At 33.3% G+C, this 19559-nt stretch carries 23 protein-coding genes; 6 read left to right on the top strand and 17 right to left on the bottom strand.

Translation table 11 applies throughout. The features are described 5' to 3' along the window. Positions 1 to 15: 15 nt before the first annotated feature. From rplN to rpsJ, 12 genes are all read right to left on the bottom strand, one after another. The gene (gene rplN, locus EL082_RS03170; protein ID WP_002466492.1) at positions 16 to 384 is read right to left on the bottom strand and encodes a 50S ribosomal protein L14; all 369 of its coding nucleotides are present in this window, start codon (positions 382 to 384) and stop codon (positions 16 to 18) included. A 31-nt stretch (positions 385 to 415) separates the two neighbouring features. After that, positions 416 to 679: a 30S ribosomal protein S17 gene (gene rpsQ / locus EL082_RS03165; protein WP_002432741.1), complete on the bottom strand. Its 264-nt coding sequence runs from the start codon at positions 677 to 679 to the stop codon at positions 416 to 418. A gap of 25 nt (positions 680 to 704) precedes the next feature. Then, the gene (gene rpmC / locus EL082_RS03160) at positions 705 to 914 is read right to left on the bottom strand and encodes a 50S ribosomal protein L29 (protein ID WP_000644737.1); all 210 of its coding nucleotides are present in this window, start codon (positions 912 to 914) and stop codon (positions 705 to 707) included. Then, positions 904 to 1338 carry a 50S ribosomal protein L16 gene (gene rplP / locus EL082_RS03155; RefSeq protein WP_002450520.1) on the bottom strand — a complete coding sequence of 145 codons (435 nt, stop codon included), beginning with the start codon at positions 1336 to 1338 and terminating at the stop codon, positions 904 to 906. The genes rpmC and rplP overlap by 11 nt, the downstream gene beginning before the upstream one ends. A gap of 2 nt (positions 1339 to 1340) precedes the next feature. Next, positions 1341 to 1997 (bottom strand): 30S ribosomal protein S3, encoded by a 657-nt coding sequence (gene rpsC, locus EL082_RS03150; protein WP_002450521.1) that lies wholly within the window; start codon positions 1995 to 1997, stop codon positions 1341 to 1343. 23 nt (positions 1998 to 2020) lie between these two features. Beyond that, complete coding sequence (gene rplV, locus EL082_RS03145; protein WP_001829734.1) at positions 2021 to 2374, bottom strand: 50S ribosomal protein L22; 354 nt, start codon at positions 2372 to 2374, stop codon at positions 2021 to 2023. Between the two features lie 28 nt (positions 2375 to 2402). Further along, entirely contained in the window at positions 2403 to 2681 is a 279-nt protein-coding gene (gene rpsS, locus EL082_RS03140; protein WP_049415998.1) for a 30S ribosomal protein S19, read from the bottom strand. 67 nt (positions 2682 to 2748) lie between these two features. Beyond that, positions 2749 to 3582: a 50S ribosomal protein L2 gene (gene rplB / locus EL082_RS03135; protein ID WP_002450523.1), complete on the bottom strand. Its 834-nt coding sequence runs from the start codon at positions 3580 to 3582 to the stop codon at positions 2749 to 2751. Positions 3583 to 3612: 30 nt separating this feature from the next. Continuing rightward, positions 3613 to 3888: a 50S ribosomal protein L23 gene (gene rplW / locus EL082_RS03130; RefSeq protein ID WP_002450524.1), complete on the bottom strand. Its 276-nt coding sequence runs from the start codon at positions 3886 to 3888 to the stop codon at positions 3613 to 3615. After that, positions 3888 to 4511 (bottom strand): 50S ribosomal protein L4, encoded by a 624-nt coding sequence (gene rplD, locus EL082_RS03125; protein WP_002450525.1) that lies wholly within the window; start codon positions 4509 to 4511, stop codon positions 3888 to 3890. Before rplD ends, rplW begins: the two co-directional genes overlap by 1 nt. 28 nt (positions 4512 to 4539) lie before the next feature. Then, positions 4540 to 5211 carry a 50S ribosomal protein L3 gene (gene rplC, locus EL082_RS03120; RefSeq protein ID WP_002450526.1) on the bottom strand — a complete coding sequence of 224 codons (672 nt, stop codon included), beginning with the start codon at positions 5209 to 5211 and terminating at the stop codon, positions 4540 to 4542. A gap of 27 nt (positions 5212 to 5238) precedes the next feature. Beyond that, positions 5239 to 5547, bottom strand: coding sequence for a 30S ribosomal protein S10 (gene rpsJ / locus EL082_RS03115; RefSeq protein WP_001118667.1), 309 nt, complete (start codon positions 5545 to 5547; stop codon positions 5239 to 5241). 355 nt (positions 5548 to 5902) lie between these two features. On the opposite strand from rpsJ, the gene EL082_RS03110 reads away from it, so the two are divergent. After that, positions 5903 to 6295, top strand: a complete 393-nt coding sequence (locus EL082_RS03110) for a hypothetical protein (protein WP_002450527.1) — start codon at positions 5903 to 5905, stop codon at positions 6293 to 6295. Between the two features lie 64 nt (positions 6296 to 6359). Here the strand turns inward: EL082_RS03110 and EL082_RS03105 are convergent, their stop codons facing one another. Both EL082_RS03105 and EL082_RS03100 read right to left on the bottom strand, forming a co-directional pair. Beyond that, entirely contained in the window at positions 6360 to 7694 is a 1335-nt protein-coding gene (locus EL082_RS03105; RefSeq protein ID WP_002466521.1) for an NCS2 family permease, read from the bottom strand. A gap of 111 nt (positions 7695 to 7805) precedes the next feature. Next, entirely contained in the window at positions 7806 to 9944 is a 2139-nt protein-coding gene (locus EL082_RS03100) for a DNA topoisomerase III (protein WP_103286149.1), read from the bottom strand. A 180-nt stretch (positions 9945 to 10124) separates the two neighbouring features. On the opposite strand from EL082_RS03100, the gene EL082_RS03095 reads away from it, so the two are divergent. The 3 genes from EL082_RS03095 (at position 10125) to EL082_RS03085 (ending at position 12861) form a co-directional block, all read left to right on the top strand. Beyond that, positions 10125 to 11018: a GNAT family N-acetyltransferase gene (locus tag EL082_RS03095; RefSeq protein WP_002466515.1), complete on the top strand. Its 894-nt coding sequence runs from the start codon at positions 10125 to 10127 to the stop codon at positions 11016 to 11018. 165 nt (positions 11019 to 11183) lie between these two features. Beyond that, positions 11184 to 12047: a GRP family sugar transporter gene (locus EL082_RS03090; RefSeq protein WP_002466496.1), complete on the top strand. Its 864-nt coding sequence runs from the start codon at positions 11184 to 11186 to the stop codon at positions 12045 to 12047. Positions 12048 to 12069: 22 nt separating this feature from the next. Further along, positions 12070 to 12861 carry a glucose 1-dehydrogenase gene (locus EL082_RS03085; protein WP_031464033.1) on the top strand — a complete coding sequence of 264 codons (792 nt, stop codon included), beginning with the start codon at positions 12070 to 12072 and terminating at the stop codon, positions 12859 to 12861. Between the two features lie 105 nt (positions 12862 to 12966). Here EL082_RS03085 and EL082_RS03080 read toward each other — a convergent pair whose 3' ends face one another. Beyond that, complete coding sequence (locus EL082_RS03080; protein ID WP_002466477.1) at positions 12967 to 13878, bottom strand: AEC family transporter; 912 nt, start codon at positions 13876 to 13878, stop codon at positions 12967 to 12969. Positions 13879 to 14013: 135 nt separating this feature from the next. Here EL082_RS03080 and EL082_RS11900 point away from each other — a divergent pair, with 135 nt between their 5' ends. Beyond that, positions 14014 to 14181 carry an SE1832 family protein gene (locus EL082_RS11900; RefSeq protein WP_002466504.1) on the top strand — a complete coding sequence of 56 codons (168 nt, stop codon included), beginning with the start codon at positions 14014 to 14016 and terminating at the stop codon, positions 14179 to 14181. A 103-nt stretch (positions 14182 to 14284) separates the two neighbouring features. Further along, positions 14285 to 14602 (top strand): membrane stabilizing protein MspA, encoded by a 318-nt coding sequence (gene mspA, locus EL082_RS03075; RefSeq protein WP_015364788.1) that lies wholly within the window; start codon positions 14285 to 14287, stop codon positions 14600 to 14602. A 47-nt stretch (positions 14603 to 14649) separates the two neighbouring features. Here mspA and EL082_RS03070 read toward each other — a convergent pair whose 3' ends face one another. After that, a complete protein-coding gene (locus EL082_RS03070; protein ID WP_002466480.1) occupies positions 14650 to 17814 on the bottom strand; it encodes an efflux RND transporter permease subunit in 3165 nt (1054 codons plus the stop codon). 122 nt (positions 17815 to 17936) lie between these two features. Continuing rightward, positions 17937 to 19187, bottom strand: a complete 1251-nt coding sequence (locus EL082_RS03065; protein WP_002466510.1) for a lipid II:glycine glycyltransferase FemX — start codon at positions 19185 to 19187, stop codon at positions 17937 to 17939. Between the last annotated feature and the right edge of the window lie 372 nt (positions 19188 to 19559).

Here is a 19559-nt window from a genome sequence, read left to right as displayed (position 1 = left end):
TTTGGTTAATTGATTTTATAGTACTTCTGGTGCTAATGATACGATTTTCATGAAGTTACCTTCACGTAATTCACGAGCAACAGGACCAAAGATACGAGTACCACGTGGGCCTTTGTCATCACGAATGATAACACATGCATTTTCGTCAAATTTGATATATGAACCATCGTTACGGCGTACACCTGATTTAGTACGTACTACAACAGCTTTGACAACATCGCCTTTTTTAACAACGCCACCTGGTGTTGCATTTTTAACAGTACATACGATAACATCGCCGATGTTCGCTGTTTTGCGACCAGATCCACCTAATACTTTGATTGTAAGAACTTCACGAGCACCAGAGTTGTCTGCTACTTTTAAACGTGTCTCTTGTTGGATCATTAGTTAAACCTCCCTTATCTCTAATCTTGAATTAAATAATTACTGACTCTTCAACAATTTCTACTAAACGAAAACGTTTTGTTGCTGATAAAGGACGAGTTTCTTGAATTTTAACAATGTCTCCTAATTTAGCTGAATTGTTTTCATCATGAGTTTTGTATTTTTTTGAGTATTTTACTCGTTTGCCGTATAATTTGTGTGTTTTGTAAGTTTCAACAAGTACTGTAATTGTCTTGTCCATTTTATCAGAAACAACTCTACCTACATAAACTTTACGATCATTTCTTTCGCTCACTTTTGTAACCTCCTCTTTCAATTAATTATTGATTAGCCTTACTTTGTTCAATTTCTCTTTCACGAGCAACAGTTTTTAGACGTGCAATCGTTTTTCTTACTGTGCGAATACGTGCAGTTTCTTCTAATTGACCTGTAGCTAACTGAAAGCGTAGGTTAAAAAGCTCTTCTTTTGAAGATTTGATTTGTTCTTCGATTTCTGAAGTGGTTAAGTCTCTAATTTCCTTAGCTTTCATTTGTTTCACCACCCAATTCTTCACGTTTTACAAACTTAGTTTTTACTGGAAGTTTGTGACTTGCTAAACGTAGTGCTTCGCGTGCAACTTCTTCTTGTACACCAGCGACTTCGAATAAAATTCTACCAGGTTTAACGACTGCGATCCAGCCTTCAACCGCACCTTTACCGGCACCCATACGTACTTCTAAAGGTTTTTTAGTATATGGTGTATGAGGGAAGATTTTGATCCAAACTTTCCCACCACGTTTCATATAACGAGTCATTGCAATACGAGCTGATTCGATTTGACGAGAAGTGATCCAAGACGTTGTAGTTGCTTGTAAACCATACTCACCAAATGTTACATAGTTACCGCCTTTTGAACGACCAGTTGTTTTAGGACGATGTTGACGACGATATTTAACACGTTTTGGTAGTAACATGATTATTTTCCTCCTTCACTAGTGTTCTTAGTAGTAGGAAGAACTTCTCCACGATAGATCCATACTTTAACGCCTAATTTACCATAAGTAGTATCTGCTTCAGCGTGTGCATAATCGATGTCAGCACGTAATGTATGAAGTGGAACAGTTCCTTCAGAATATTGTTCAGCACGAGCAATATCAGCTCCGCCTAAACGACCTGATACTTGAGTTTTAATACCTTTAGCACCAAGTTTCATAGCTCTTGTAATAGCTTGTTTTTGTACACGACGGAATGAAGCACGGTTTTCTAATTGACGTGCGATATTTTCAGCAACTAATCTTGCATCGATATCAATTTTCTTAATTTCAATTACGTTGATGTGTACTTTTTTATCAGTTAAAGCGTTTAATTTGTTACGAAGTTTATCAATTTCAGAACCGCCTTTACCAATTACCATACCAGGTTTACCAGTATGAATTGCGATATTAATACGGTTTGCAGCACGTTCGATATCTACGTGAGAAACTGATGCTTCTTTTAATTCATTATCAATAAATTTACGGATTTTTAAATCTTCGTGTAATAGTGAAGCGAAATCTTTTTCAGCATACCATTTTGCTTCCCAATCACGGATAATTCCAACACGAAGTCCGATTGGATTAATTTTTTGACCCACAGTATTCCCTCCTTAGAAAGTTATTAAGCTTCTTTAGCTTCTTCTTTACCGTCACTTACGACGATTGTAATGTGGCTTGTACGTTTGTTGATCGCACTTGCACGTCCTTGCGCACGTGGGCGGAAACGTTTTAAAGTTGGTCCTTCGTTAGCGTAAGCTTCTTTAACTACTAATTCATCTGTGTTCATGTCGTAGTTATGTTCAGCATTAGCTAAAGCGGACATTAATACTTTTTCGATAACTGGAGATGAAGCTTTGTTTGTTAATTTTAAAATTGCAATAGCTTCTCCAGCATTTTTACCTCTAATTAAGTCAAGAACTAATCTTACTTTACGAGGTGCGATTCTTATTGTTCTAGCAACCGCTTTTGCTTCCATTAGGATTTCCTCCTCTACTTATTAAAAATTATCTTCTTGTTTTTTTATCGTCAACAGCATGACCTTTAAATGTACGAGTTGGTGCGAATTCACCTAATTTGTGACCTACCATATCTTCTGTAACATATACAGGTACATGTTTACGTCCATCGTATACTGCGAAAGTATGACCAATGAAATTTGGGAAAACTGTAGAACGACGAGACCATGTTTTAATTACTTGTTTTTTTTCACTTCCGTCTTGTGCTTCAACTTTTTTCATTAAGTAATCATCGACGAAAGGTCCTTTTTTAATACTACGAGCCATTTGGGCGCCTCCCTTCTTATTCTGTGCGTGCAGCTGTTACGCCGCACACCCAAATAAGTTAATTTTATTATTTTTTCTTACGTCCACGAACGATAAGTTTGTCTGATGATTTTTTACCACGACGTGTTTTCTTACCAAGCGTAGGTTTACCCCAAGGTGACATTGGAGATGGTCTACCGATTGGTGCACGACCTTCACCACCACCGTGTGGGTGATCGTTAGGGTTCATTACAGAACCACGAACTGTAGGGCGGATACCTTTCCATCTTGAACGTCCAGCTTTACCAACATTTACTAGTTCGTGTTGGATATTACCAACTTGACCAATAGTAGCACGGCAAGTTGAAAGAATCATACGAACTTCACCAGAGCGTAATCTGATTAATACATATTTACCTTCTTTACCTAATACCTGTGAGCTAGCACCAGCTGAACGAGCGATTTGTCCACCTTTACCAGGTTTTAACTCGATATTGTGGATTACTGTACCAACAGGAATATTTTGTAATGGTAAAGCATTACCTACTTTGATATCTGCTTCAGCACCACTTTCAACTGTTTGACCTACTTGTAATCCTTTAGGTGCGATAATATAACGTTTTTCACCATCAGCATATACTAATAATGCAATGTTAGCTGAACGGTTTGGATCATATTGGATAGAATCAACTTTAGCGTTGATGCCGTCTTTGTTACGTTTGAAATCGATAACACGGTATTGACGTTTATGTCCTCCACCATGATGGCGAACAGTCAATTTACCTTGGTTGTTACGTCCCGCTCTTTTCGGTAGCGGTTGTAATAATGACTTTTCTGGTGTAGTTTTCGTAATTTCAGCGAAATCTAATGAAGTCATATTACGACGACCATTAGTTATTGGCTTATACTTTTTAAGAGCCATTGTCGTTTACCTCCTTATTGGTAATGTTTTTTAGTTGAATAAGTCGATTGAACCTTCTTTAAGTTTTACAATCGCTTTTCTTCTTTTATTTGTGTAGCCTTGGTAACGGCCCATACGCTTTTTCTTAGGTTTGTAGTTGATGATGTTTACATTATCAACTTTTACGTCGAAGATTTCTTCAACAGCAATTTTAACTTGTGTTTTGTTAGCACGAGTATCAACATCGAATGTATATTTATCTTCTGCCATTGCTTCTGAAGATTTCTCAGTGATTACGGGGCGCTTAAGAATATCTCTAGCTTCCATTATCCGAGCACCTCCTCAACTTTTTTAGCAGCAGCTTCAGTGATTACAACACTGTCAGCGCTTGTGATATCTAATACATTTAAACCTTGAGCAGTTGTTACTTGAACACCTGGGATGTTACGTGCTGATAATTCAACATTTACATCTTCGTTTTCAACAACTACTAAGACTTTTTTAGGTTGTTCTAATGTAGTTAAAACATTTTTGAATTCTTTTGTTTTTGGTGCATCGAAACCGAATGCATCTACAACTGTGAATCCATTTTCTTTAACTTTGAATGATAATGCAGAACGTAATGCTAAACGACGCATTTTCTTAGGCATTTTGTAACCATAACTTCTTGGAGTTGGTCCGAATACAACGCCACCGCCACGCCATTGTGGTGCACGGATTGTACCTTGACGAGCACGACCTGTTCCTTTTTGTCTCCATGGTTTACGTCCACCGCCACGTACTGCTGAACGGTTTTTAACAGAATGTGTACCTTGACGTAATGAAGCACGTTGTAAATTAATAGCTTCAAATAGAACGCTATTATTAGGTTCGATTGCAAATACTGCATCGCTTAATTCAACTGAACCACTTTTTGATCCGTCTACTTTTAAAACATCATAATTAGCCATTATGCATTTTCCTCCTTTCGCTTGTTAATTATTTATTACCTTTTTTAATTGATTTAATTGAAGTTGAAATTTCTACTAAACCTTTTTTAGGTCCAGGTACATTACCTTTTACTAAGATTACACTGTTTTCAGTGTCAACTTGTACTACTTCTAGGTTTTGTACAGTAACTGTGTTTCCACCCATACGGCCTGGCATTTTTTGACCTTTAAATACTCTTGAAGCATCTGAAGCCATACCTACAGAACCTGGTGCTCTGTGGAAATGAGAACCGTGTGCCATTGGTCCACGAGCTTGTCCGTGACGTTTAATAGCACCTTGGAAACCTTTACCTTTTGAAACGCCTGTAACATCAATGATGTCACCAGTTTCGAATGTATCAACTGAGACTTCTTGACCTACTTCGTATTCATCAACGTTAACGTTTCTGAATTCACGAATGAAGCGCTTAGGTGCTGTGTCAGCTTTTTTAGCATGACCTTCAGCTGGTTTATTAGCATATTTATTAGTTTTAGAACCTTTTTTGTATGCTTTTTTATCTTCAAATCCTACTTGGATTGCGTTGTAACCATCAACTTCTTCAGTTTTCTTTTGTAATACAACGTTTTGTCCTGCTTCTACTACTGTAACTGGGATTAATTCACCGTTTTCTCCAAACACTTGTGTCATCCCGATTTTTCTTCCTAAGATTCCTTTGGTCATCGAAAGTCCACCTCCTAAATTTTTCTATTATAATTTGATTTCGATGTCTACACCAGATGGTAAGTTTAAGCCCATAAGAGCATCAACTGTTTTTGGTGTTGGGTTAACAATATCGATTAAACGTTTATGAGTACGTTGTTCGAATTGTTCACGTGAATCTTTGTACTTATGCACGGCACGGATGATTGTATAAACTGACTTTTCAGTTGGTAACGGAATTGGTCCAGAAACATCTGCACCAGAACGTTTAGCAGTTTCAACAATTTTCTCTGCTGATTGATCAATCACGCGGTGATCATAAGCTTTTAATCTGATTCTGATTTTTTGTTTTGCCATAATTTTCCCTCCTTATTCGTCTACATTTAAGTGATAGACTTCTCCACGAAAACTATCTCACACAGCGCCATGGCAAAGCGGCCGGGTGTGTCAGTAACCTTTCGCTTCATCGCGTTTCTTAAAGTCCAACATTAGATATGTTACATGAAAAACACTGATAAATCAATGGTTTTCACTAACTTTTTTCTGTTTTGTCTAACACATACTTTGTTATTGTACTTTAAATGTATTGCTTATTCAACCGTTTTAGGGAATTTTTTTACTTTATTTCTATTTTCATTTTGTCTGTTATAAACTTTTTAATACTAACTTTAGTTTCTTTTTATTATAATAGAAGAGAACGGGGGTGAATTAAATGAAAAACGGTATTAAACTAACCCTAGCAATTATTGGAGTATTTTTAATCATTTGCGAATTCTTTTACGGCATTCCATTTTTAGGTGGCAGCGTTATTGTAAGCTTTGGATGGCAGCCATTATTATTTAATGCATTTTTATATCTAATTCTTACTATAATATTATTAGTAGATACTCAAAATACTATTAAACCTATGGTGATTATTCCGATACTTGGGATCATTGGATCGTTTGTCGCATTTATTCCTTTTGTAGGTATGATTATTCATTGGGCATTGTTTGTATTGATGATTTTCTTTGTCTTTATTGTACTAGCTGCGCCAACGTACATTCCGAATAAAAACGCAAGAGTCATCTATACACAATATAAAGATGGTCATAAATCTAAATAGATATCTTATTACTTCAATCTAAAAAAGACGTTCACACTCATGTTGGTGTGAACGTCCTTTTTATTTAGCCATGTACGAATACGAAGTATAAAATGAATAATACCATTAATACATACATAATCGGATGTACTTCTTTATGTCTTTTACTAATTAACATAGTAATTGGATAGAATATAAATCCACATGCAATACCAGTAGCTATTGAATATGATAAAGGCATCATGATAATTGTAATAAATGCTGGAACTGCAACTTCGAATCGTTTCCAATTGATTTCAGCAAAATTCGCTGCCATTAACACACCTACTACGACAAGTGCTGGCGTTGTAACCGCACTTGTAACTACAGCGATTAATGGACTAAAGAATAATGCTAATAAGAAACAGAATCCAGTTACAATACTGGCAAAACCTGTTCTAGCACCTACTGCTACACCTGAAGTTGATTCAATGTAAGATGTAGTTGTTGTAGTACCGAAAATAGCACCTACAATTGTTGCTAGTGAGTCTGAGAATAAAGCTCTACCTGCTCTCGGTAATTTATTATCTTTCATGATACCGGCTTGAGTTGCTACTGCAACTAAAGTACCTGCTGTATCAAAGAAATCTATAAATAAGAAAGTTAAAATGACAATTAAGAATTGTATCGTAAATAATTGTCCTGGATCTTTAAATGCTTCAAATGCAGCACCAAATGTTGGTTTGATACTAGGAATTTGACCAACAACGCCAGTAGGTGTATGAATTTGACCTGTAATCATACCAACTATGGCAGTGATAATCATACCAATAAATATAGAACCTGGTACTTTTTTTGCATATAATACTACTGTAATTACAATACCAAATATTGCTAATAACACTGGCGCTTTTGTTAAATGACCAAGTGTGACTAATGTTGAATCATTTTTAACAATGATACCTGAACTTTGTAAACCGACAAAGGTGATAAACAATCCTATCCCAGCTGAGACGGCCATTTTCATTTGATACGGAATCGCGTTAATGATAATCTCTCGAAGACCAGTGACGGTCAAAATCGCGAAGAAGATACCCGAGAATAAAACGCCTGTTAAACCGACTTTCCAAGGAATGCCCATTGTTAAAACAACTGTAAATGCGAAGAATGCATTTAATCCCATTCCTGGTGCTAACGCAATTGGATACTTAGCAATAAGGCCCATAAATAATGAACCTACAAATGCTGCTAAGGCAGTTGCTACAAAAATGGCTCCTTGATCCATCTTCATATCTGCAGATACACCCTTAACTCCTGCTAAACTTAAAACTTGTGGATTTACTGCTAAAATATACGCCATTGATAAGAAAGTAGTGATACCACCCAAGATTTCTCTTTTAAAGTTTGTACCATATTCATCGAACTTGAAGTATTTTTTCACGGCTAATGCTCCTTTTTTTGAAATACTTTAATATTTTAATACCAATTTTCTAAAAAGACAATACTAAATACGAACTTTCATAATTTTCGGCACGTTTTTGTTCGAATTTATTTATAATTTTAGATTTTTTAAAGCATCTTTAAACGGATTATTATCAAGTTCTTCTTGTTGATTCATATATTTTTTCATTTCTTTTTTGGATACTTTACCACTCGATTTTTCTTTCATACGTTTATCCATCTGCGCTTGGGTTTCTGAATGACCACATACACATCTATATGTTGCATCTTTTCCTCTACCAAATAAAGTCATTTTCTTTTTACAGTTTGGACAACGCGCGTTTGTTTTTCTTTGAATATTTTTTTTTGTTTTACATGTTGGATCTTGGCAAACTAACATTTGACCATTTTTGGTTTTGACTTTAATCATAAATTTACCACATGTAGGACATTCGGTAGTGGTTAAATTATCGTGTTTGTATTTCTGTTCACTATTCTTAATAATGTTTACAATTTCAGTCGTAAATTCCTTCATCTTTTTTATAAATTGCTGCTTATTATATTTTCCTTTTTCAATTAATAGTAATTTTTCTTCCCATTCAGCCATTAATAATGGTGATGTTAATTTTGATGGTGCAAGCTCTAAAATTTGTTTACCTTTTGATGTTACTTTAATTTTGCCATCTCTTGATTCAATTGCATTCATATTGAAGAGCTTTTCAATAATATCAGCTCGTGTGGCAACAGTCCCAATACCCCCCGCTTCTTTAAGTGTATGTACGTGTTTTTTATCATCCAAATGTATATAATTCTGAGGACTTTCCATAGCTTTTAATAATGTTCCTTCATTAAAATAATCTGGCGGTGTTGTTTGATGTGACTTTATATCGGTATGTTGTATATTAACTGTTTGGTTATTTTTAAAAGGATTCTGAGTAACAATTTCTGTTTCTTGTTGTTTCAATGCTTTAAACCCTAATTGAGTTGTGACATTTTCGTTTAATACAAATTTGAACTGACCTACTACTAAATGCACTTTAATATGTTGATATTCATATGGTGGCATTAAACTTTCAAGAAATCTTTCTACTATTAACATATAGATTTTCATTTCTCTATTACTTAATTGAGATAAGTCAGGTCTTATTTCGGTTGGAATGATTGCATGGTGATCAGAAACTTTTTGGTTATTAAATATATTCATTTTAGTAGAATAAGATTGAGACATTAATGCTCTTATATTTTCTTTATATTCTGTCGCCAATAATGCTTGTAATCTTTCTTTTATAGTTGACACCATATCGGTTGTTAAATAATTAGAATCAGTACGCGGATATGTAACTAATTTATGTCTTTCATATAAATTCTGTAAAGTATTTAACGTTTCTTTTGGTCCCATCTTATAGCGATGATAAGCATCTTGTTGTAAATCCGTTAAGTTATATAAAGATCTAGGGTAAGTCTTTTTATGTTTTGATACTACATTTTCTATTTGACCCTTTTTATTTTTTATATCATCTACTATTGATTTAAGTTCTTGTTGGTCAGTGACTCGACGTTGCCCAGAATCAAAATTAAACTCAAACCCGTCTACTTTAATTGTTAATGTATAGTATGTTTGCGGTTTAAATTCATTAATTTCATTTTGACGAGATTGAACCAATTGAATGGTAGGCGTTTGAACTCGACCTAAAGATAATTGTGCATCATATTTTGTTGTCAAAGCTCTTGTTGCATTGATACCAACTACCCAATCTGCCTCACTTCTTGCTAGTGCTGCTTCGTATAAGTGTTGATATTGACGGCCATCTTTTAGATGATTAAAACCATCTTTAATAGCTTTCTTAGTTACTGAACTTATCCATAATCGCTTAATAGGTTTTTTGTTTCCAACTTTATCTAAAATAAGTCTTGCAACGAGCTCCTCTTCTCTACCAGCATCTGTGGCAATGATTATTTCATTAACATTGTCTTTTTGCATTAATGACTTTACTGTTTTAAATTGTTTACTTGTTTTGCCAATCACTACTGTTTTCATTTGTTTCGGAATGATTGGTAAATCTTCAAGTTTCCATTCCTGAAAAGCCTTGTCATATTGTTCAGGTGTTGCATTCGTAACTAGATGACCTAGTGCCCAAGTTACAATATATTGATTATTTTCAAAATAACCATTCCTTTTCTGATTTATATTAAGTGCACTTGCAATATCTCGTGCAACTGAAGGTTTTTCTGCTAAAATTAATGATTGCATTTGTGATAATTCCCTTTCTTATTTAACTATAATAAATATAGATTTAAGCTTTTTTAATGTCTATAATAATTATGTTTAATGGATTACATTAATTGTAACATGTACATGTATCAATTAACTTTCATTTATTTGTAATTACCCATATAATTATATTAATCACTATGTTACGGAGGTAGGATTATGGACATTATTCAGTTGAATGACCCAAAAGAAATAAAATCTTTCATTGAAACTTCTGATTACCAAGTAACTTCCTATTTATATAAAATACCTCAACAATTTACTGAATTTGATCAATTATTAGAAGAAGCAATTAATCATCCTGGCGCATTTGCCATTATTGAAGATAGCCAAATCAAAGCACTAATTTTTGCAATTCCATATGAAACTTATAAATTCAAAGTTATTGGTCCATTTATAGAAGCAAATTACACATTGTCTCCGGAATTATTCCAACAATTATTTGACACTATGATAGCTGGGCAACCTGATTATGCGGTATATAATTTTTCATTCGAAGAAGGCGTACAAACATATAAACCTTTCGTTAAACAAATTCAAGCGAGTTATAATTTCACAGACTATTATTTAGAAGCTCATCAAGATATAGGCGATCTAGGAAGTGAACAAAATATTATTGAATACCAAAAAGGATTTTATCGTGCATTTTCACGTATGCATCAAAAAACATTCAAACACGATGCTATGGATGCAAATGACATCATAAATAGTATTGATGAGACACATCGATTATTCCTATTCGTTAGTGAAGGTTTATTAAAAGGTTATTTATATTTAGACGTTAATACGCAACAAGCTAGTGCTGAAATAAAGTATTTCAGTTCACATATTGATTATCGTATGAAGGGTATCGCCTTTGATTTATTAGAATACGCATTAAATTATGCATTTATTCATTTTGATTTGCGCAAAGTTTATTTCAAAATACGTAATAAAAACAGTAGACTTGTGGAACGATTTAACGAATTAGGTTTTAAAACGAACTACGAATACAAAAAATATAAATTAGAACCACAACATATACATGAAACAGTTAATAATACCGATAATTAAAAATGTCTATTATACATCTTCCTATAATTGGGGGATGTATTTTTTTAATGCAGCAAACCAATATTCGAGCGATGTTTTTTACTATTCTATCAATTTGTTTTAGAATTAACTCCAAGTGTTATTAAGGGGAGCACTTAATTCGTAATTTAGGAGAGTGAGAAACATATGCAGTTTCTTGATATTTTAATAGCATTGTTACCAGCACTATTTTGGGGTAGTGTTGTTATTATCAATGTTTTCGTTGGTGGTGGCCCCTATAACCAAATCAGAGGTACCACTTTAGGTGCACTCATTGTAGGTATTTGTTTACTTTTAACTGGTAATGCAGCATTTGACGATTTAACAGTCATTATAGTTGGATTATTCTCTGGTGCTCTTTGGGCATTCGGTCAAGGGAACCAATTAAAATCTGTTAATTTAATTGGTGTATCTAAAACAATGCCTATCTCAACTGGCATGCAGTTGGTCGGCACCACTCTATTTAGTGTTATTTTCCTTGGTGAATGGAGTACTATGGTACAAGTTGTATTCGGTCTATTATCCATGGTGCTATTAGTCGCAGGTATAGCATTAACATCATTAAAAGCTAAAAACGAAGGAAAATCTGACGATCCAGAGTTCAAAAAAGCAATGGGTATTCTTTTAATTTCAACAGTTGGTTATGTTGGTTATGTTGTATTAGGAGATATCTTTAATGTTAGTGGTACTAAAGCGCTATTCTTCCAATCAGTCGGAATGGCAATTGGTGGATTCATTTTATCAATGAATCATAAAACATCAATCAAGTCTACTGCCTTAAACCTTATTCCTGGTGTAGTATGGGCAATCGGTAACTTATTTATGTTCTATTCACAACCTAAAGTAGGCGTTGCAACTAGTTTTTCATTATCTCAATTATTAGTTATCGTATCTACACTTGGCGGTATCTTTATCTTAGGAGAGAAAAAAGACAGTCGTCAGATGACAGGGATATGGTCAGGTATTATCCTTATTATCATTGCTGCTATTATTTTAGGTAATCTAAAATAATTTATTTATAGGAGGCTCTTAAATGTTTAAAGACTTAGAAAATAAAGTAGTCATTATTACAGGAGCCGGTAGTGGTATTGGAAAATCATTTGCAGAAAACTTTGGTAAAGCTAAATCCAAAGTTGTACTTAACTATCGCTCTGATAAACATGATGATTCTTTACAAGAATCAGTAGATATAATCAAACAAGCTGGTGGAGATGCTTTACTTGTTCAAGGTGATGTATCAAAAGAAGAAGATGTGATCAACTTAATTAAACAAACCGTTAATCATTTTGGAACGTTAGATATTATGATTAATAATGCTGGTTTTGAAAAACCAACACCAACTCATGAAATGACGCTTGAAGAATGGCAAAAAGTTATAGATATTAACTTAACTGGCGCTTTTATCGGTTCAAGAGAAGCGATAAAACAATTCAGAGATGAAGATAAACAAGGTGTTATCATTAATACTTCAAGTGTTCACGACACAATTCCATGGCCTAATTACGTCCATTACGCTTCTAGTAAAGGTGGATTAAAATTAATGATGGAAACAATGTCGATGGAATATGCTCAGTTTGGTATCAGAATTAACAATATATCTCCTGGGGCTATTGTTACTGAACATACCAAAGAAAAATTCTCTGACCCAAAAACACGTGCAGAAACATTAGAAATGATTCCTGCCAAAGAAATTGGTGATGCTCAAGACATTGCTAATGTAGCTTTATTCTTAGCATCAGATTTAGCTCATTATGTTCATGGTACTACCATTTATGTTGATGGTGGTATGACAAACTATCCTGCATTTATGGGTGGTAAAGGCTAAATCAAAAAAATAAACCATGCAATATACATGCACAATATATGTTATTTAATAACACTATGTTTGCTTGTATTGCATGGTTTTTATTTTAGTTCTGTGACAAAATGACTATGAAACAAAGAATGCTTGATACATATATAATATAATAATACTAATGACAATCGTTAAATTAGTAACCATCCCTATTAAAGGTAACGTTTTGTATTTAAATTGAATTGAATAAGGTATAATCGCCACTCCTACAGGTAATAACCATGTGATTAATAATGTTGTTTTAATCATTTGATCAGATACCGGTAAGAAATAATGTACAAGAAGTCCTGCACCTAAGCCAATTCCGTAATGTAGACATAGGTATTTGATTGCAATAGGTAAATACGCTCGATCAATTGTAAAGCTCAGCATAACACCTAATAAAATCATAGACATTGGCATATTGGCTTTACCTAAAATTGAAAAGAAATCTATGGCTACTTTTGGTAAATGTATATTAGCCATATTTAACGTAAACATAACAATGTATGTAACTAGCGGAACCGATTGAATTAGTTTTAGTCCTAAAAATTTAAAGTTAAACTGGTCGCTTCCCTCACTATAGTAACTACCAACAAAGTAAGTTAGACCGAACATAATTACTGCTCCACCAATATCAACCATTCCAAAATAAACCATACCCGTTCCCGGCCAAATAGCATCTACAAGTGGATAAGCAAATAACCCAATATTCATAGAACCAATCATCATACCTACTGAACCACGCATTTGATTATTATATTTTCGAAAACACCAAATAACGATAATTTTAGCTAATACTCCGTAAATAATCATCATAACAGGCAATATCGAAAACGATGGATTTAAATCAGCATGATTCAAATTAACAATCACTAAAGAAGGTAGGGTTACATTTAAAACTAAAGTGGAAAGTACTTGACTATCCGTTGCTTTTAAATAATTAATTCGCTTTAAAAAGTACCCTAAAGCGATTAAAAGAATAATCATTACAAATTGCTCCGTCATACCAACCCTTCTTTCACGTATCTCAACTCTTACAATTGATAACTTTAACACATTTGCTATAAATTTTAGAACCACTTTGTTTCATGATATAATTTAAATACTCTGTAAAATTAAAAATAAAGGAGTTGTCTTTGAATGAATTTAGAATCTAAATTAGCTGAACTTAAATATGATTACACGCGCCTACAAGGTGATTTGGAAAAACGTGAGTCATTAAATCAAAATATCGATCCACTAGTTAATCAATTAGAAGAAATCGAAAAAGAGATGGCTATGGTGAGAAAGCAAATAAATGAACAATAGTGTTTGTGGTGTCACAATATCATTACATTTTTTATTAAAGACATCCTAGTCATAAGTAATAGAACGTGCTAATATAAATTCGAAATAGAAAGGATGTCAATTCATGAAATTATACTTAATCTTATTACCTTTACTATACTTAATTGTAAGTTACATAAGTATATTCAAAATGAATTCTATATTTACTAGAATCTTAAGAATAATCATGGCTGTGTTATTATTATTTGTAGTTGCTATTACTACAATGCAATTCCCAAATGAAAATTGGTGGGTATTCATAGTCTTATTACTGTTAGTTGGTAATGTTGAAGTAACAGCATTTAAATCACTAAAAAATGATGTAAAAGGTGTAAACATATTAAACATCTTATCCATTGGATTATTTGTTATTTATATTATTCTAACCTTAATTTTATATTAATAATTAAGCCTCTTATCCCTTAGTTGGGATAAGAGGCTTTTTACATACTATTTTCTGTTTAGTTTTCGATATATTTTATCTTTAAGTGTAAATAATATTTCATAAATTACCGGAACAACGATAAGTGTTAATATCGTTGAAGAAATAAGTCCTCCAATAACTGTTGCAGCCATACCTTTAGAAATTAATATAGAACTGTCTTCCCCAAAGAGTAATGGTACCAATGCACCTATTGTTGCAATGGCTGTCATTAAAATAGGACGTATTCTTGTGCCACCTGCTTCTATTAATGCAGATTTCATATCCATTCCAGATTTTTCGTTATTTATTACTCTATCTATTAATACGATTGCGTTGGTCACTACAATACCAATTAACATCAACATACCAATCAAACTAGGTACTGAAATGGTTTCGCCTGTAATTACAAGTGAAAGCACAACGCCAATAACCGTAAATGGTAACGAGAATAAAATGGTAAATGGTGCTAAACCACCTTTAAACGTAATGACTAAGATAAGATATACTATAATAATTGCTGCTAACATCGCTATCGCAAGTTGAGACATAGCAGAATTAATATCATCTGTTGCACCACCAACGTTCACTTTTACACCATGTGGTTTATCCATCTTATTGACTTTTGACATGACTTTTTGAGAAGTACCACCGACATCGCTATTTGTTATCTTACCAGAAACTGTTGTTGAATAGTCACCATCTTCTTGTGTTAGTTTACTTGGTGTTGAAGATTTTTCCAGTTTGGCAATCTCACTTAATTTAATTGTTCCACCCGTTGGTTTCTTCAATTTAATATTTTCTAATTTACTTTGAGACCAATCTGTCTGTTTGTTTTGTTTTACTTTCACATCAATTTTCTTACCATTTTCCTTTACTGTCGTAACTGTTTTTTCAGGTAAGTTTTCATTTAAATTCATAGCTAACTGGCTAGCAGATATACCATTATCAGCCGCTTTATTTTGGTCGACTTTGACTTCATATTGTTGATATGTTTCTGACAAGTCGGATTTGACATTATTGATGCCTTTAACATCTTTCATTGTACTTTCTATTTTATGAACTGTACCTTTAATCGCATCTGTTGAAGGTCCTTGAACTGTCACTTCAATAGAATCATTACCTGCACCAGTTCCTAAATCTTGGTTTTTCCATTGTCCTGGATGTTTAAAGGAATCGACATGCTTAAGGACCTTATCTGGTTCTTCCTCAAAGTTAGGTGTGTCTTTATCGTAGTCTACCATCAAGGCCATACTATTTGTACTTCCTGTAGGATCAGAAGGTGTGGGTCCACCTACTGAGTATTGTACTGTTTTTACTTTATTTTTTGTTTTAAGATATTTTTGAACTTGTTCACCATGTTCAAGTACCGATTTTTCAGTTTCTCCAGGTTTTGGTGTATAAGTTAACGCCATGAATTTATTATCACCTGATGAAATGTAGCTTGTACCTAGTTTAGCCGCGCCTAGACCAATGCTGCCTACTAGTAGAACAATACTAATGATAATAACTATCCATTTATGATTGAGAGACCAATTGAGTAACTTTTTATAACCAGTGCTGATTACACCTTGCGCTTGTTTCTGAGGTTTAGTTTGAATTCCTTTTCTAAACAATGTTGAACCTAATGCCGGAACAACAGTAATAGATACTAATAATGACGCTAATAAACTGAATGTGATAGCTAATGCAAATGGTCTGAACATCTCACCAACTGATCCTGATACGAATGCTAGTGGTAAGAATACAATGATAGTCACAAGAGTTGAAGATAGAATAGGTTTAAACACTTCCGTTGTAGCACTGACAATAAGTGAATCACCTTTAAGTTGTTCATTTCTATCTGATAAGCGTCTATATATATTTTCTACAACAACAATAGAATCATCAATGACACGTCCAATTGCTACTGTTAGGGCACCTAATGTCAATATATTTAATGATACATTAGATAATTTAAGTGCAACTAATGCTATTAAGATTGACATTGGTATTGAAACAATTGAAATGGCCGTTGTTCTTATATTTCTTAAGAATAAAAGTATAACTACTATCGCTACAATGGTACCTAAAGCTGCTTTTTCAATCATCGTATATAATGAATCTTCAATAGGCTTTGCTGTATCCATTGTTTTAATGGCTTTCATTTCACTATTATTTTTTTCAAATTCATCTACTTTTTTCTGTACATCTTTGGCAACTTGAACAGTATTAGCATCTTGTGCTTTAGTAATTTGTAAGTTAACTGCATCCTTACCATTTGTTTTAGAAATTGATGTACGTTCATCACCAACTGATATATCCGCTACATCTTTTAATTTAAATGATGGCATTGAGCTAGATGAACCTTGCTTTGAACTACTCGCTGATGATGGTTCAGATGGCATTAAACTTTCACTATCTTGATTATCAGCACTACCGCTTTCGCTACTTTGTCCTTGACCAGCAATCGTCGCTGGTATCTTTAGATTCTTAAATGCATCAACAGAAGTAAATTGACCATCTACAACAATTGATTTGTCTGTATCTCCAAATTGGAATAAACCTAAGGGTGTTTCCCTAGTGGCAGTCTTCAGATAGTTTTCAACATCGTCTGCCGTGACACCTTTACTATCTAACTCTTTTTGTTTGAATTTTAATGTCACTTCACGATTGGTTTGACCATTTAATTGTGCATTTTGTACACCATCAATTGTTTGTAATTTAGGAATAAGCTGTTGATTTAACTTTTTCGTCACCGATTTTAAATCATTATCTTTATCAGTTAAAGAATATGCGATAATAGGAAAGGCATCCATCGAATTACGTGTTAATTCAGGGTCACTGACACCATCTTTAAATTTGATTTTGTCTATTTCCTTCTTTAATTGTTCCTCTGCTTTATCCATATCTGTGTCATTATTATATTCAACAGTCACTATAGAAGCATTTTGAATAGATTCTGTTTTGACACTTTTAACATAAGCCATCGATCTCACTTGGCTATCAATTTTACTACTAATTTCATCTTGTGTCGTTTGCGGTGTTGCACCTGGCATTGTTGTTTGGACAGAAATCATAGGATTTTCAACATCTGGTAATAATTCAAGCTTTAATTTAGCGCTAGCATAAACGCCTCCTAAAATAACAAGTAATACCATAAGGAAAATTGCGAATTTATTACCAAGAGAAAATTGCAATAGTTTTTTTATCATTTATCAAGTGTCCCCTTTTATTAATTTCTAGTCTTAGTTCGATACGCATAAATTGCAATGTTCATTCAAAAAAATCTGAACGTTCTTTTATAGACAGAATCGTTCAGATAAAATGGTTAAATTTATTTACGTTTTAATTTTCGTGAAAGTTTAATTTTAGCTTTCGTTAATTTAGGTTTCACTTGTTCGATAAGTTGATACAATGGTTGATTTAAAACATAGTCAAATTCACCAATTTTTTCACTTAAATAAGTGCCCCATACTTTTTTGAACGTCCATAATCCATAATGATCAGACTCTTTGTCAGGATTATTATCAGTGCCGCCAAAGTCATATGTTGTTGCACCATGATCACGCGCATATTTCATCATTGTATATTGCATATGATGGTTTGGTAGAAAATCACGGAAATCATTAGATGATGCACCATATAAGTAATATGATTTATTTCCTGCAAACATTAATAATGCACCTGACAGATAAATGCCGTCTGGATGTTCTTTTTCAAGTTCTAACAAATCATTTTTTAAATCCTGAGACTTTTTAATTTTGTTATTTGCATCATTAATCTTATTTAATGTTTTTTTGTCTTGCTTTTTATTTTGAAGCTTTTCAATTTCATTTTCTAAATCTGTTATTTCTGAGTTTACCGTTTCAAGGACCGGTTTAGGTTCTAACTTAACTAAGAATAGTTCTGCATCACCATCATCATGTAAGGCATCATATATATTTTCAAAATAGCTAATGTCACGCGTTAAGAAACCATCACGCTCACCAGTAATTTGCATTAAATGCGCAAAAGTTTTTAAGCCTTCTCTGCCAGCTCTTTCAACCTTTGTACCACGTTTAAGGGCAAGTCTTACTTTAGAACGATTTCGTCTTTCAAAACTTTGGATAATATCTTCGTCTGATTTATCTATTGGCGTTATCATAGTCATTCTAGGTTGAATATAATCTTTAGATAATCCTTCTTTAAATCCTTTGTGTCTAAAGCCTAGGTTACGTAAATTCTTCAATGCTTCTGCACCATGTTCGACTTCAACATCTGGATCTATTTTAATAGCATAGGCTTTTTCGTCTTTAGCTACTTTTTTCGCTTCTTCTAATAATTGTGATAACGCATCTTTGTTATCATAATCTGTTACAAATCCTCTTGAAACATAACATAATGTAAATGGTAGTTTAGGAATCTTCTTAAATAATAATTGTCCAACACCTTTGATTTCACCATTTTCACCAACCGCAATCCTTCTTGAATACCATCCAGTCAATTTCTTAGTTTCTGCCCATTTCGTAAGTTGCAGTAAATCGCCATTTGGATGAGATTTTACAAATGCGTCATGTTCTTGATTAGTGATATTCATCTTTTCCATGGTTTATAATATCTCCTTTATATTAACAATACCTATAATTATACAACGTCTGAATATAAGTGTCGACAAAACACATTAACGATTAAACTTCAATATTTAACTTTATTTCCATCGATACTAGATGAGTATTTTTATCAAGTTTAATTCGTTTTTAAAGTTAGATTAATCTTGATATAATATACTATCTAATTCTAAAGGAAAGTAGTGTATTTAATGCGGCCAACACTCATTGTATTGTTCATTGTTTTTAATCTTGTTTCTATTATTACTACTGTACAAAGTGGATTTACCATTGACTATTTTAGTCTGAAAGTCATCATAGCAATATTCACTTTAGTATTATCTATACTATTTTTATTAATTAGAACGACT

Origin of the sequence: Staphylococcus warneri (assembly GCF_900636385.1) — a bacterium.
In the GTDB taxonomy this organism is placed as follows: Bacteria; Bacillota; Bacilli; order Staphylococcales; family Staphylococcaceae; genus Staphylococcus; species Staphylococcus warneri.
The sequence above is the reverse complement of the archived record's forward strand: the minus strand, read 5'-3'. Positions and strand labels throughout refer to the sequence as shown.

Coding starts and splice junctions, on each gene's coding strand:
- rpsS (WP_049415998.1), bottom strand. CDS start 2,681: ATGGCTCGTAGTATTAAAAAAGGACCTTTCGTCGATGATTACTTAATG.
- rpmC (WP_000644737.1), bottom strand. CDS start 914: ATGAAAGCTAAGGAAATTAGAGACTTAACCACTTCAGAAATCGAAGAA.
- EL082_RS03110 (WP_002450527.1), top strand. CDS start 5,903: ATGAAAAACGGTATTAAACTAACCCTAGCAATTATTGGAGTATTTTTA.
- EL082_RS03080 (WP_002466477.1), bottom strand. CDS start 13,878: ATGACGGAGCAATTTGTAATGATTATTCTTTTAATCGCTTTAGGGTAC.
- mspA (WP_015364788.1), top strand. CDS start 14,285: ATGAAATTATACTTAATCTTATTACCTTTACTATACTTAATTGTAAGT.
- EL082_RS03100 (WP_103286149.1), bottom strand. CDS start 9,944: ATGCAATCATTAATTTTAGCAGAAAAACCTTCAGTTGCACGAGATATT.
- rplC (WP_002450526.1), bottom strand. CDS start 5,211: ATGACCAAAGGAATCTTAGGAAGAAAAATCGGGATGACACAAGTGTTT.
- EL082_RS03070 (WP_002466480.1), bottom strand. CDS start 17,814: ATGATAAAAAAACTATTGCAATTTTCTCTTGGTAATAAATTCGCAATT.
- EL082_RS03095 (WP_002466515.1), top strand. CDS start 10,125: ATGGACATTATTCAGTTGAATGACCCAAAAGAAATAAAATCTTTCATT.
- EL082_RS03090 (WP_002466496.1), top strand. CDS start 11,184: ATGCAGTTTCTTGATATTTTAATAGCATTGTTACCAGCACTATTTTGG.
- rplB (WP_002450523.1), bottom strand. CDS start 3,582: ATGGCTCTTAAAAAGTATAAGCCAATAACTAATGGTCGTCGTAATATG.
- EL082_RS03065 (WP_002466510.1), bottom strand. CDS start 19,187: ATGGAAAAGATGAATATCACTAATCAAGAACATGACGCATTTGTAAAA.
- rplW (WP_002450524.1), bottom strand. CDS start 3,888: ATGGAAGCTAGAGATATTCTTAAGCGCCCCGTAATCACTGAGAAATCT.
- EL082_RS03085 (WP_031464033.1), top strand. CDS start 12,070: ATGTTTAAAGACTTAGAAAATAAAGTAGTCATTATTACAGGAGCCGGT.
- rplN (WP_002466492.1), bottom strand. CDS start 384: ATGATCCAACAAGAGACACGTTTAAAAGTAGCAGACAACTCTGGTGCT.
- rplD (WP_002450525.1), bottom strand. CDS start 4,511: ATGGCTAATTATGATGTTTTAAAAGTAGACGGATCAAAAAGTGGTTCA.
- EL082_RS11900 (WP_002466504.1), top strand. CDS start 14,014: ATGAATTTAGAATCTAAATTAGCTGAACTTAAATATGATTACACGCGC.
- rplV (WP_001829734.1), bottom strand. CDS start 2,374: ATGGAAGCAAAAGCGGTTGCTAGAACAATAAGAATCGCACCTCGTAAA.
- rpsJ (WP_001118667.1), bottom strand. CDS start 5,547: ATGGCAAAACAAAAAATCAGAATCAGATTAAAAGCTTATGATCACCGC.
- rplP (WP_002450520.1), bottom strand. CDS start 1,338: ATGTTACTACCAAAACGTGTTAAATATCGTCGTCAACATCGTCCTAAA.